The following is a 13925-nucleotide window of genomic DNA, read 5'->3' on the forward strand; positions in this document are numbered from 1 at the left end:
GGCGGCACGCTGCCCGGCCCGCGCCGCACCGGCGCCGCGCACGGCCGACGGGCTTGCCGCGCACGCCCGTTCGCCTCCCTCGGGGACCTCGGGCGCGGGGAGAGCCCTGCGCTCGCCACGGGTCGGGGCATGTGCACCCCGCCGTGCTCGAGGCGTGTGCGCCCGCCCCGCCCGTATCAGGCGTCGCGGACGGCCAGGGCGGCCGCGTAGCCCTCCGGGGCGGGCAGGTCGGTCAGGGTCCAGCCGGGGACCGCTGCCGGCTCGGGGGCGGATCCGACGTAGGGCTCCGCGAGCCCGAGGGCGATGCCGGTGCCGGTGGCCTTGAGACAGGCCTCCTTGCGCGACCAGACACGGGCGAGGGCGTGCGGCCGGACGGCGTCGGGCAGGGCCAGCAGTTCGGCGGACTCGTCGGCGTGCAGGCTCGTCAGCACGTCGGCGGCGGCGGTCGCCGCCGGCACGGCCTCCACGTCGACCCCGACGGGCACTGCGGCGAAGGCGAGATAGGCGAGGTCCCCGCTGTGCGAGAGCGAGAAGTGCACCCCGCCCCCGACGACCGCGGGGCGGCCGTGGGGCCCGCCGCAGCAGGGGCAGTCCTCCCGGGTCAGCCCGACGGCCTCCGGTGCCAGGCCGAGGTAGCCGCCGAGCAGCGCCCGCAGGCCCAGGTGCGAGGTCAGGTAGCGGTGCCGGTCCGACTCGCGCAGCAACTTCGCGGCACGTTCGGCCTCGACGGCGTCCAGGACCGCCGCCGCGTCCGGGACCCGGTACCCGCCGACGACGTCGAGGGTGGTGTCCAGCGCCCACACGGTCACGGCCCGCCCGACGGGAAGCGGACCGGTCCGCGGCGCGCCGCGCCCGAGCTGACTCAAGGACTTGATCACCTGGCGAGCGTAGAGGAAGAGCGTCCGGCCGGTGCGGGCGGGACCGGAACGGCCCACCACGCCCCCCGGTTCGGCCGGGCCGCCGCGTCCGCCGTCACCGACGGCGACCGCCTCGGCGGACCCGCCGGAGGCGCCCCGGGCCCGGCCCGACCGGCCGAAGGGATCCCGCGCCGCCCTCCGGGCCCTCGTCCTGACGCGTACCCGGTCCTGAGCGGGGACGCCGTCCGCAGCCGCGGTCGCAATACCGTCCCTTCCCGGCCACGCGCAAGTCTTCGGCAAGGAAATCCTTCTCCGCGCACTAGACTGGCGGGCTGTTTGGCGCTGGAACGGAACAACCCGGGCAGACCCGGGCTCCGTCCGGCGACCCGGACGTTTCCGGGAGCGAGACGCGAGGGCCGATGGCAGCCACACCTGAGCGCGGTGCAGTCACCCGGCTCGACGACGGGACCGGGCTCGACGACGGGCTCGACGACAGGACGGTGCGCGACGGCCGGGAGGAGACCGAGGAGACCGAGGAGACCGAGGAGACCGGCAAGTCCGCGCGTTTCTCCGCCGGGCCCGCCGCCCCGGCGCGCACCCTCGTCGACGTCTTCGAGGCCTCCGTACGCGCGTACCCCGACGATCTCGCCCTGGACGACGGCACCGCCCAGCTGACCTACCGGGCGCTGGCCGTCGAGGTCGAGCGCGGGCGGCGCGCCCTCGCGGCCGCCGGCGTGGGACTCGGCGACCGGGTCGGCGTCCGCGTGCCCTCGGGGACCAACGAGCTCTACGCCGGCATCCTCGCCGTGCTCGCCGTGGGCGCCGCCTACGTGCCCGTCGACGCCGAGGACCCGGACGAGCGGGCCGATCTGGTCTTCGGTGAGGCCGGGGTCCGGGCCGTGCTGGGCGCCGGACAGCGCATCGAGTCCACCGGCCCCGCCGACGCCGCGGTGCCCGCGGCACGGCCCGGACCCGGGCACGACGCGTGGATCATCTTCACCTCCGGGTCCACCGGCAAGCCCAAGGGCGTCGCCGTCAGCCACCGCAGCGCCGCCGCGTTCGTGGACGCCGAGGCAGCGCTGTTCCTCGCGGAGGATCCGATCGGCCCCGGCGACCGGGTGATGGCCGGACTGTCCGTCGCCTTCGACGCCTCCTGCGAGGAGATGTGGCTGGCCTGGCGCTACGGCGCCTGCCTCGTGCCCGTGCCCCGCTCCCAGGTGCGCGGCGGCGCCGACCTCGGCCCCTGGCTGGTGGAGCAGGAGATCTCGGTGGTCTCCACCGTGCCGACCCTGGCCGCGCTCTGGGAGCCCGAGGACCTGGGCGAGGTACGGCTGCTGATCTTCGGCGGCGAGGCCTGCCCGCCCGAACTGACCCAGCGCCTGGTCACCGAGGGCCGCGAGGTGTGGAACACCTACGGCCCCACCGAAGCCACCGTCGTCGCCTGCGCCTCCCTCCTGACCGGTGAGGAGCCCATCCGGATCGGGCTCCCGCTCAACGGCTGGGAACTGGCCGTGGTCGATGAGTCCGGCGAGCCCGTCCCGATGGGCGGCAGCGGCCAGCTCGTCATCGGCGGCGTCGGCCTGGCCCGCTACCTCGACCCCGAGAAGGACGCCGAGAAGTACGCCCCGCTGGAATCCCTCGGCTGGGAGCGCGCCTACCGCAGCGGCGACCTCGTCCGCGCCGAACCGGACGGCCTGGTCTTCCTCGGCCGCGGCGACGAGCAGATCAAACTTGGCGGCCGCCGGATCGAGCTGGGCGAGGTCGACTCCGCTCTGCAGGCCCTGCCCGGCGTCGCCGGCGCGGCCGCCGCCGTACGCACGGCGCGCAGCGGCAACCAGCTGCTCGTCGGCTACCTGGTGACCCAGGAGGGCTGGGACCACGCGGCGGCGGTGACGCGGCTGCGCGCCGAACTGCCCGCGGCCCTCGTACCGCTGCTCGCGCCGGTCGGCGAACTGCCGACCCGGACCTCCGGCAAGGTGGACCGGGACGCGCTGCCCTGGCCGCTGCCCGAACTGGAGACCAGCGGCCCCGCCGAGCAGTTGTACGGCACCGAGGCGTGGCTCGCCGAGCAGTGGAGCGAGACCCTCGGCGTGGCCGTCACCGCGGCCGCCGACGACTTCTTCGCGATCGGCGGCAACAGCCTCGCCGCCGCCCAGCTCACCACCCGGCTACGCACCCGCTACCCGAGCGCGGCCGTGGTCGACATCTACCAGCGGCCCACCCTGCGCAAGCTCGCCCGGCACCTGGAGAAGTCCGCGCAGGACGACGGCGCGACCCGGAGCGTCGCGCCCGTCGCGCTCCGGACCAAGGTGGTCCAGTCGCTGCTGCTGCTCCCGCTGTTCACCCTGGTCGGCCTGCGCTGGACGGTGGCGCTGCTGGCCCTGGGCAACGTACTGCACCGGTTCGGGGCCTATCCGTGGGCGCCGACCGCCTCCTGGTGGCTCGTCGCCGCCGGAGCGGCGCTGCTCTTCAGCCCGCCGGGCCGCCTCGCGATCGCGGCCGGCGGCGCCCGCCTGCTGCTGCGCGGCGTGAAGGCCGGACGCCACCCGCGCGGAGGAAGCGTGCACCTGCGGCTGTGGACGGCCGAGCGGCTGGCCGAGTGCGTCGGCGCCACGGCGCTCACCGGATCCTGGCTGTTGCGCTACGCGCGGGCGCTGGGAGCCAAGGTCGGCCCCGAGGTGGACCTGCACTCGCTGCCCCCGGTCACGGGCATGCTCAAGCTCGGCCGCGGCTGCGCCGTGGAGTCCGAGGTGGACCTCTCCGGACACTGGCTGGACGGGGACCGGCTCGAGATCGGCACCCTCAAGGTCGGCGCGGGCGCCGTGGTCGGCACGCGCAGCATCCTCTTCCCCGGCGCACGCGTCGGCAAGCGGGCCGAGGTGGCCCCCGGCTCCGCCGTGGTCGGGCAGGTCCCGACCGGCCAGCGCTGGGCCGGAGCGCCCGCCGTCAAACTCGGCAGGGCCAAGCGCAACTGGCCGAAGGAACGGCCGCCGCGCGGGCTCCCCTGGCGGGCGGCGTACGGGGCGGCCGGCTTCTGCCTCACGTCCCTGCCCGTGCTCGCCGGCCTGCCCGCCCTGCTCGTGGCGAGCCGCTTCGTACCCGCCGGCGCCGGACTCGCCGAGGCCCTGCGCGGAGCACTCCTCGCCGTGGTGCCCGGGGCACTCGCCTTCGGCGTGACCTACGCGCTGCTGCTGCTGGTCTCCGTACGCCTGCTCAGCCTGGGCCTGCGCACGGGAGTCCACCCCACGCACAGCCGGATCGGGTGGCAGGCCTGGACGGTCACCCAGCTGATGGACCTGTCCCGGGAGACGCTCTTCCCGCTGTACGCGGCGCTGATCACCCCCGTCTGGCTGCGGCTGCTCGGCATGAAGATCGGCCGGGGCGCCGAGGTGTCCACCGTGCTGGCGCTGCCGAGCCTCACCACGGTCGGCGACGGCGCGTTCCTCGCCGACGACACGCTGACCGCCCCCTACGAACTGGGAGGCGGCTGGATGCGGATCGGGCACTCCGAGATCGGCCGCAGGGCCTTCCTCGGCAACTCCGGAATGACCGCGCCGGGGCGCAGCGTGCCGGACGACGGACTGGTCGGAGTCCTGTCGGCCACGCCGAAGAAGGCCAAGAAGGGCAGCTCGTACCTGGGGCTGCCGCCGGTGCGGCTCCCGCGGTCCGCGGCGGCCGCCGACCAGGGCCGGACGTACGATCCGCCCGCGCACCTGCTGTGGGCGCGCGGCCTGGTGGAGCTGTGCCGGCTCCTCCCGGTCTTCTGCTCGGCGGCGCTGGCCGTACTGACCGTGGCGGCGCTCTGCGCGCTGACGGGGGCGGACGGGCCGGGGATCTGGGTCACCGCCCTGCTCTCCGGTGCGACCCTGCTCGCCGCCGGCGCCGCCGCGTGCGCGGTCTCGGTGGCCGCGAAGTGGCTGCTGGTGGGCCGCCACCGGGTGGGGGAGCACCCGCTCTGGAGCGGTTTCGTGTGGCGCAACGAGCTGGCCGACACCTTCGTCGAGGTACTGGCCGTGCCGTGGCTGGCCGGATCCGTGCCCGGCACGCCCGTGCTGTCCCTGTGGCTGCGCGCGCTCGGCGCCCGGATCGGCCGGGGCGTGTGGTGCGAGAGCTACTGGCTGCCCGAGACGGACCTGGTGGTGCTGGGCGACGCGGTCAGCGTGAACCGCGGCTGCGTGCTGCAGACGCACCTCTTCCACGACCGGATCTTGAGGACGGATACTGTGGTCCTCCGCGAGGGCGCCACCCTGGGCCCGGGCGGAATCGTCCTGCCCGGGAGCACGGTCGGGGCCCGCAGCACGCTGGGGCCCGCCTCGCTGGTGATGGCCGGGGAATCCGTTCCCGCCGACTCCCGCTGGCTGGGCAATCCGATCGAGGCATGGCGGTCCTGAGACCGGTCCGGCACGTCGTACCTCGCACGTCACACGTCGCACGAACAGAGCACGGCAGGCACGGCAGGCACGGCACAGCAGGGCACGGCGCAGGGAGCGGCAGTGAGCGGCCAGAAGACAGCGGCATCGGACCCGTACTTTCCGGCCAACGGCGATCCCCGTTACCGTGTGCACCGGTACGAACTCGCTCTGGAGTACCGTCCCGGCCCCAACCGGCTGGCCGGGACGGCCCGGCTCAACGCGATCGCCGGGCGGGCGCCGCTCCCCGAGTTCCACCTCAACCTGGCCGACTTCAAGGTGGGCCGGGTCCTGGTGAACGGACGGGCGCCGCACTACGCCCACCGGGGCGGCAAACTCCGCATCAAACCGGCCAAGCCACTGCCCGCCGGCGCCGCCTTCACCGTGGAGGTCCACTGGGCGGGCAACCCCAGACCGGTGTCCAGCCCCTGGGGCGGCCTCGGCTGGGAGGAACTGACCGACGGCGCGCTCGTGGCCAGCCAGCCGGTCGGCGCGCCCTCCTGGTACCCGTGCAACGACCGGCCCGCCGACAAGGCCTCGTACCACATCTCGATCAACACCCCCTCCGCCTACACGGTCGTGGCCGGCGGCCGGCTGCTCACCCGCACGACCAGGGCCAGCACGACCACCTGGGTGTACGAGCAGCCCGCGCCGACTCCCAGCTACCTGGTCGGGCTGTCCATCGGCATGTACCAGACGGTGCTGCTCGGGGACCCGGGGCTCGGCGGTGTCCCGCAGAGCGCCCACGTGCCGGCCCACCTGCTGCCGCGGTTCTCCCGCGACTTCGCCCGGCAGCCCGCCATGATGCGGCTCTTCGAAGACCTCTTCGGGCCCTATCCCTTCGGGGAGTACGCCGTCGTCGTCGCCGACGAGGAACTGGACGTCCCCGTCGAAGCCCAGGGGCTCTCGCTGTTCGGAGCCAACCACGTGGACGGCGTCCGCGGATCGGAGCGCCTCGTCGCCCACGAGCTCGCGCACCAGTGGTTCGGCAACAGCGTGACCATCGCCGACTGGCGGCACATCTGGCTCAACGAGGGCTTCGCGAAGTACGCCGAATGGCTGTGGTCGGAGCACTCCGGCGGCCGCACCGCACACGCGCTGGCGGCCGCCGCGCACCGGCTGCTGGCCTCCCTTCCGCAGGACCTGCGGCTGGCCGACCCGGGCCGCAAGCTGATGTTCGACGACCGCCTCTACCAGCGCGGGGGCCTCGCCGTCCACGCCGTCCGCTGCGCCCTGGGCGACGGGGCCTTCTTCCGGATGCTGCGCGACTGGGCCGTCGTGCACCGCCACGGTGTGGTGACCACCGCCGGTTTCACCGCCCACGTGGGGCGCTACGCGGCCGAGCCGGTCGACGACCTGCTCTCGGCCTGGCTGTACGAGCCGTCGCTTCCGCCGCTCCCGCTCCTGCGGTCCCGTGCGCAGCCGGCCGCGCCGGCCGCGCAGCCTGCGAGGCCCGGGCGGCCGCCGGCCCCGGCGAGGCCGGGGTACCCGCCCACGAACGGCGGCCCGGCCGCCCGGGGCGGCGGGGCTCCGTCGTAGCGGAGCCCCGCGGCGAGGGGACGCCGTCCACAGGTTCGGGCGGACGGAGCCGGGGTGTCCGCGGCTGCCGTTAGGCTTCTTGGATGGCCCTTCCGGACGCGTCCCCCGAGACCTCCGACGCGTTGCAGGTACTGCACCGCGTCTTCGGTTACAGCTCCTTCCGCGGTGAGCAGCAGGAGATCATCGAACAGGTGATCGGTGGCGGCGACGCCCTCGTGCTGATGCCGACGGGCGGCGGCAAGTCGCTCTGCTACCAGATCCCGGCGCTCGTCAGAGAAGGCACCGGCGTCGTCATCTCGCCGCTCATCGCGCTCATGCAGGACCAGGTGAACGCGCTGACCGCCCTCGGGGTGCGGGCCGGATTCCTCAACTCGACCCAGGACGCGCAGGAGCGGCAGGCCGTCGAGCGGGCCTTCCTCGCCGACGAGCTGGACCTGCTCTACCTGGCTCCCGAGCGGCTGCGCACCGAGAGCGCGCAGCGGCTCCTCGACCGGGGCAAGGTGTCGCTGTTCGCGATCGACGAGGCCCACTGCGTCGCCCAGTGGGGCCACGACTTCCGGCCCGACTACCTCGCTCTGTCCATGCTGCACGAGCGCTGGCCGAAGGTGCCGCGTATCGCGCTGACCGCGACGGCCACCGAGGCCACCCACGCCGAGATCGTCGCGCGACTGGACCTGGGGGACGCCCGGCATTTCGTCGCGAGCTTCGACCGGCCGAACATCCAGTACCGCATCGCCCCGAAGGACAAGCCGCTGGCCCAGCTGCTGGCACTGATCCGGACGGAACACGACGGGGACGCCGGAGTCGTCTACTGCCTCTCGCGGGCCTCGGTGGAGAAGACCGCGGCCTTCCTGGTCGAGCAGGGCATCGACGCCGTGGCGTACCACGCGGGCATGGACGCACGGGCGCGCGCCGCGAACCAGGCGCGCTTCCTGCGGGAGGACGGGATCGTGGTGGTGGCCACGATCGCCTTCGGCATGGGCATCGACAAGCCGGACGTGCGCTTCGTGGCCCACCTCGACCTGCCGAAGTCGGTGGAGGGCTACTACCAGGAGACCGGGCGGGCCGGCCGTGACGGCGAGCCGGCCACGGCGTGGCTGGCGTACGGCCTGCAGGACGTGGTCCAGCAGCGCAAGCTCATCGAGGGCTCCGAGGGGGACGAGACCCACCGCCGCTCGCTGAGCATGCACCTGGACGCCATGCTGGCGCTGTGCGAGACCGTCGACTGCCGCCGGTCGCGGCTGCTGGCGTACTTCGGCCAGTCGGGCGAGCCGTGCGGCAACTGCGACACGTGCCTGACGCCGGCCGAGTCCTGGGACGGGACGGTCGCGGCGCAGAAACTGCTGTCGACGGTGTGGAGGCTGGCGAAGGAGCGGCGCCAGAAGTTCGGCGCCGGCCAGATCATCGACATCCTGCAGGGCAAGAAGACGGCCAAGGTCATCCAGTTCGACCACGACGCGCTGTCGGTGTTCGGGGTCGGGGCGGACCTGGGCACGGCCGAATGGCGGGGGGTCGTGCGCCAGCTGCTGGCGCTGCGGCTGCTCGCCGTGGAGGGCGAGTACGGCACGCTCGTGCTGACGGACGAGAGCGGCGAGGTGCTGGGCGGGCGGCGCAGCGTCTCGCTGCGCAAGGAGAAGGCGGCCCCGGCCCCGGCGCGCAAGGAGTCCGGATCGCGCTCCGGCAAGGGCGCCCGGGTTCCGGTCGACCTGCCGGCCGCCGCCGAGCCGGTCTTCCTGGCCCTGCGTGCCTGGCGGGCCGCGACGGCCCGCGAGCAGGGCGTCCCGGCGTACGTCGTCTTCCACGACGCGACGCTGCGGGAGATCGCGCTCCAGTTGCCCGCCACCGCGGAGGAGCTGGGCACCATCGGCGGGATCGGCGAGGCCAAGCTCACCAAGTACGCCCAGGGCGTCCTCGACACCCTGGCGGAGTGCGGCGCCACCGGGCCCGCCGCGACCGCGTCCGGCACGCTCGCCCCACAGGCTCCGCCGGCGGCGCCGTACCCCGACGAACCGCCCTTCGACCTGGACGAGACGGAGCCGTCCTGGGACGAGGACTGGCAGTAGGCGCAGGCGCTCGGCGCGTTCCCGTCCCCTCGTGCCGATGGCGCCCCGGCCGGCCACAGGAGGGCCGGCCGGGGCCTCGGGGTCAGGCGAGGTCGAACCGGTCGAGGTTCATCACCTTGTCCCACGCCGCCACGAAATCCCGCACGAACTTCTCTCCCGCGTCCTTCGACGCGTAGACCTCCGCGATGGCCCGCAGCTGGGAGTGCGAACCGAAGACGAGGTCGACGGCGGTGGCCGTCCATTTGACCTCGCCCGTCGCGACGTCCCGGCCCTCGAACACGTTCTCGGCGGTGGCCGACGCCTTCCACTGCGTGCCCATGTCGAGCAGGTTGACGAAGAAGTCGTGGGTGAGCGTTTGCGGCCGGTCCGTGAAGACCCCGTGCGCGGACCCGCCGAAACCGGTGTCCAGGGCCCGCATGCCACCGGTCAGCACCGTCATCTCGGGCGCCGTCAGGGTCAGCAGGTTGGCACGGTCCAGCAGGAGGGTCTCCGGCGACAGCTTCTCTCCCGCCCGGAGGTAGTTGAGGAACCCGTCCGCCCTGGGTTCCAGCACGGCGAACGACTCCACGTCGGTCTGCTCCTGCGAGGCGTCCGTGCGCCCCGGGGTGAACGGCACCGTGACCGCGTGCCCGGCGTCCTTCGCCGCGCGTTCGACGGCCGCGCACCCGCCCAGGACGATCAGATCGGCGAGCGAGACCCTCGTCCCGCCGCCGGCCTGCGAGGCGTTGAAGACCTGCCGGATCCCCTCGAGGGCCCGCAGGACCTCGGCGACCTCGGGCTGGGCGTTGACCTCCCAGTCCTTCTGCGGCGCGAGCCGGATCCGTGCCCCGTTGGCCCCGCCGCGCATGTCGGTGCCGCGGAAGCTCGCCGCCGACGCCCAGGCGGTGGCGACCAGTTGGGACACGGAGAGTCCCGTCGCCAGGATCCGGCCCTTGAGGTCGGCGATCTCCGCGTCCCCGACCAGCGGGTGATCGACGTCGGGGACGGGGTCCTGCCACAGCTGCGGCGCGGGGATCCACGGGCCGAGGTAGCGCGAGAGGGGTCCCATGTCGCGGTGCAACAGCTTGTACCAGGCCTTGGCGAACGCGTCCGCGAGCTGGTCCGGGTTCTCGTGGAAGCGCCTCGAGATCGGCCCGTAGACCGGATCCAGCTTCATCGAGAGGTCCGTCGTCAGCATCATGGGCGCGTGCCGCCTCGACGGATCGTGGGCGTCGGGCACCGTGCCCTGGGCCGAGGGATCCGTGGGCGTCCACTGCTTGGCGCCGGCCGGGCTCGTCGTCAGCTCCCAGTCGTACCGGAACAGGTTGTCCAGGTACCCGTTGTCCCACTTCGTCGGCTCCGAGGTCCACGCGCCCTCGAGCCCACTGGTGAGCGCGTCCACGCCCGCGCCGCTGCCGTGCGCGTTCCTCCATCCGAGGCCTTGCTGCTCGATGGGGCAGCCCTCGGGCTCCGGACCGATGTACTCGGGGTCGACCGCGCCGTGGCACTTGCCGAACGTGTGGCCGCCGATGATCAGCGCGGCCGTCTCCTCGTCGTTCATCGCCATGCGCGCGAACGTCTCGCGAATGTCCCGGGCGGCGGCGATCGGATCCGGATTGCCGTTGGGGCCCTCCGGATTGACGTAGATGAGTCCCATCTGCACGGCGCCGAAAGGTCCCGTGAGTTCCCTGTCGCCGCTGTAGCGCTCGTCTCCGAGCCAGGTGTCCTCAGGCCCCCAGAAAATCTCCTCCGGCTCCCAGATGTCCTCCCGCCCGAATCCGAAACCGAACGTCTTGAAACCCATGGATTCCATGGCGCAGTTTCCGGCGAAGACCAGCAGGTCGGCCCATGAGATCTTCCGGCCGTATTTCTGCTTGACCGGCCACAGCAGACGGCGCGCCTTGTCGAGGCTCGCATTGTCCGGCCAGCTGTTGAGGGGGGCGAAGCGCTGGGCGCCGGAGCCCCCGCCGCCGCGGCCGTCGGCGATGCGGTACGTGCCGGCGGCGTGCCAGCTCATCCGGATGAAGAGCGGCCCGTAGTGGCCGTAGTCGGCGGGCCACCACTCCTGTGAGGCGGTCATGACCTCGAAGACGTCCTGCTTCAGCGCGTCGACGTCCAGGGTCGCGAACTCTGCCGCGTAGTCGAAGTCCTCGCCCATCGGATTGGACCGGGGCGAATGCTGGTGGAGAACCTGGAGGTCCAGCTGATTCGGCCACCAGTCCCGGTTCGTCCTGGGGCGATTCGCCTTGGGGGCCGGGGAGGGAATTACCGGGTTCTCGCTTTCGCTGCCGGACACGTCAGTCCTTCTTCCTGTCTCGGTGTCGTCCGTATGGTCGCGCACCGCAGACCGTGCGGCCACGAGAACACGCAGGGCGCCCCCGCCCAACAAACAGTCGACATGAAGAAGTGGCATCGTCCGGTCATCGCGGCATCCCCTTCCGGTATGAGAATCGGAAGGGGAAAGGAACGGCCGGGCTCAGAGTCCGGCGACGTCCGAGCCCGCCGACACTTCGTAGACCAGGGTGACCGTACGGCGCCCACCGGGCGGGAGGGCGACGTCCCAGCGGACGATGCCCTCGGCGTCGACCACCTCGGGGAGCGGGGAACAGGCGTCCTTCCGTAGCCGCACCTCCACCGCGGCGATCTCCGAGACCGGGATCCGCTCGCGGACGACGACCACGCGATCGCCCTGCTCCCCGGGAGCCGAGAACCGGGACAGGTGGAGCCGCACCGTACGGGTGACCACGTTCCGCCGCGTCATTCCGGCGGTGTCCCGGGCCTCCCGTACCTGCCGGACCACGCCGTGGTCGTCGCAGCTGCCGAAGGCGAGCTCGACGGCGGCGCCCGGAGCGGTGAAGTCCAGCGTGCCGCGGCCGCTGAACCCACTGCCGCGGACCAGGTCCACGGGCCCGGCGAGCAGCACGTGGCCGGACAGGTTGTCGAACCGCACCACCTGGGTGACCAGCGGCGACAGCTCGGGCGAGCACGCGTACTCGCTGCCCGCGGCCGTCGTGAAGACGGACAGCGGCACCCGGTGGGCGCGCCCGTCGCCGGGCACGGAGACCGGCCCGGGGGAGCTCAGCACGCGCGCCTCGCCGCCGTCGTCCACCCCGGGCAGGCCCACCACCGGGGCCGGTCCGAGGGTTCCGGTCTCCTCCTCGCGCAGTTCCACCTCGACCGTGCGGCGCTCCGCCGCGGTGCGCTCCACCAGCGTCAGCCGGTCCTCACCCAACCGCGGCGGATCGGTGGCCAGTGCCGACCGGGCGGTCGACAGCGTGAGCCGTACGTCCGACCAGTCCTCGCCGGTGCGCTGCCAGAGCACCGCGTCGCTCTCCAGCGTCAGGGAGTCCCCGTCGAGCACGGCCCGGTAGGCGGGCCGCCACAGCGCACAGGAGGTGAGGTGGCTCAGCCGCAGCTCGGCCGCACCCGCGGCCGAGGCCTCCACGGTCAACTCGATGTGACCGACCAGCTCGGCGGGTTCCTCCTCGGCCAGGAGCACGGCCCGCTGCGCCGCGCCGAGTTCGGCGGTGAGGGCGGCCAGCCGTGCCTCCACGGCGCGCAGTCGCTCCCCGTGGACATCGCGCTCGCCGTCCACCCGGTCCAGGGCGCCGGCCCAGCGGACCCGTTCGGTCTCCCCGGAGCCGGCGCCCTCGCCGATGTCCCGCAGCAGATCGGAGGCGAGGCGGCCGAGCAGGCCGAGGCGGGCGTACAGCCGGTCGCGCCGCTGCCCGAGCGTCACGCGCTCCTCTTCGAGGGCGTGGATGCGGTGGCGCAGGGCGGAGTCCTCGTCGGCGGACGGCCGCGGTCCGCGGGGCGTCCAGCTGCGGACGATCCGCACGTCGAGCACGGCCGCGGCGAAACCGGCGGTCAGTTCGGCGTGCAGGGTCCGGTCGACGGCCAGCGCGCTGACCGGTCCGAGGCGCAGCCGCTGGACACCGGCGCGCAGGTCGAGCACGGTCGCGCGCTCGACATGGGCGCGGTCCTCGAGGCACGTGACGGCGGTGACGGGGAGGGCGATCGGGTTCGGGGCCGTGGGCATGGCGGGTGTCAGCTCCTGCGGTTGCCGCCGGCCAGGGCCTTGCCGGTCGGGATGCGGATCTCGTAGCCGCCGTCGAGGGCGGTGGTGGCGCCGGCGGGCAGGTCCAGCCGCCAGACGCGGGTGCCCGGGGCGTGATGGCCGGGCCCCGTGTCGCTGTCGGTGCCTTCCCGGGTGCCTTCCAGGGAGGCCTCGTCAGGTGCCGTCCACCCGGCCCGTTCCTCGATCCGGACGTCCGGATCGGAGGAGACCGGAACGCGCTCGCGCACTTCGATGGTGACGGGCCGCGCGAGCCGGTTGGCCAGCTCCACGTGGACGCGGTGGTCGAGCACGGTGGTGTTGCCGCGCAGGCCGGCGGTCGACTCGTGCAGGTGGGTACGGCGGGTGACCCGGATGCCCTCGGCGGGCCCGAGGCCGACCCGGCGGACACCGCCGGGGGCGAGCGTGGGCAGGGCGGAGGTCAGCAGGAACTCGTCGTCGACGACGACCTCCACCGGGCCGGCCAGCAGCGCCTGGCCGGTCGCGTTGGAGAGCACCAGCGTCGCGTACACCGTCTGCTCCACGGACGGTACGCACAGGTACTCGGTGCGCAGGCCGACCGGTACCTCGGCGACGGTGACGGTGTGCCAGGTGCCGTCGGACGGTACGTCGGCGCGGGCGCCGGCGTCGAAGCGATGGTCGAAGGAACCCGCCGACTCGCGGGGCCGTACCGCCTGTCCGGGCAGCGGAAGCGCGGCCACCGCCTCGGCGCGGCGACGCTGATCGTCCGCCACCGGGTCGGAGGCGGAGGCGGGGAACAGCCGGCCACGGCGACCGTCCTGCTCCTCGGGACCGGACAGGACGAGGGCGGCGTAGTCCAGCTCGGCTCCGCTCGGCCGCGGCGGACCGGCGACGGGCGCCGGACCACCGGCCGGCGACGGAGCGGACGGCGGCGCGGCCAGGCCGGCGCCGGCTTCGGGGCGGGCGCCTTCGGCCCGGGCACCGGCTTCGCCTTCGGGAGCTCCGGCGCCACCCACGGGGTGGTCGGCTGCATGTTCTCCGG

General features: G+C 73.8%; 7 protein-coding genes. 3 read left to right on the plus strand and 4 right to left on the minus strand.

What is annotated here, in order from left to right; genetic code table 11:
* Positions 1–176 precede the first annotated feature (176 nt).
* The gene (locus ABZY44_RS35110) at positions 177–878 is read right to left on the minus strand and encodes a 4'-phosphopantetheinyl transferase superfamily protein (protein WP_356661135.1); all 702 of its coding nucleotides are present in this window, start codon (positions 876–878) and stop codon (positions 177–179) included.
* A 398-nt stretch (positions 879–1276) separates the two neighbouring features.
* Between ABZY44_RS35110 and ABZY44_RS35115 the strand changes: the two genes are divergently transcribed.
* The 3 genes from ABZY44_RS35115 (at position 1277) to recQ (ending at position 8868) form a co-directional block, all read left to right on the plus strand.
* Positions 1277–5248, plus strand: coding sequence for a Pls/PosA family non-ribosomal peptide synthetase (locus ABZY44_RS35115; RefSeq protein ID WP_356661137.1), 3972 nt, complete (start codon positions 1277–1279; stop codon positions 5246–5248).
* A 102-nt stretch (positions 5249–5350) separates the two neighbouring features.
* Positions 5351–6805, plus strand: a complete 1455-nt coding sequence (locus tag ABZY44_RS35120; protein WP_356661139.1) for a M1 family metallopeptidase — start codon at positions 5351–5353, stop codon at positions 6803–6805.
* Positions 6806–6888: 83 nt separating this feature from the next.
* Positions 6889–8868 carry a DNA helicase RecQ gene (recQ, locus tag ABZY44_RS35125; RefSeq protein WP_356661141.1) on the plus strand — a complete coding sequence of 660 codons (1980 nt, stop codon included), beginning with the start codon at positions 6889–6891 and terminating at the stop codon, positions 8866–8868.
* Between the two features lie 82 nt (positions 8869–8950).
* On the opposite strand, the gene katG is transcribed toward recQ, so the two are convergent.
* The 3 genes from katG to ABZY44_RS35140 all read right to left on the minus strand — a co-directional run.
* Positions 8951–11143, minus strand: coding sequence for a catalase/peroxidase HPI (katG, locus tag ABZY44_RS35130; protein ID WP_356661143.1), 2193 nt, complete (start codon positions 11141–11143; stop codon positions 8951–8953).
* Positions 11144–11323: 180 nt separating this feature from the next.
* Positions 11324–12886: a mucoidy inhibitor MuiA family protein gene (locus ABZY44_RS35135; RefSeq protein WP_356661145.1), complete on the minus strand. Its 1563-nt coding sequence runs from the start codon at positions 12884–12886 to the stop codon at positions 11324–11326.
* A gap of 8 nt (positions 12887–12894) precedes the next feature.
* A partial coding sequence (locus ABZY44_RS35140; RefSeq protein WP_356661147.1) for a DUF4139 domain-containing protein occupies positions 12895–13925 on the minus strand: 1031 nt, incomplete at its 5' end.

Origin of the sequence: Streptomyces sp. NPDC006544, assembly GCF_040611715.1 — a bacterium.
In the GTDB taxonomy this organism is placed as follows: domain Bacteria; phylum Actinomycetota; class Actinomycetes; order Streptomycetales; family Streptomycetaceae; genus Streptomyces.

Coding starts and splice junctions, on each gene's coding strand:
- ABZY44_RS35115 (WP_356661137.1), top strand. CDS start 1,277: ATGGCAGCCACACCTGAGCGCGGTGCAGTCACCCGGCTCGACGACGGG.
- recQ (WP_356661141.1), top strand. CDS start 6,889: ATGGCCCTTCCGGACGCGTCCCCCGAGACCTCCGACGCGTTGCAGGTA.
- ABZY44_RS35135 (WP_356661145.1), bottom strand. CDS start 12,886: ATGCCCACGGCCCCGAACCCGATCGCCCTCCCCGTCACCGCCGTCACG.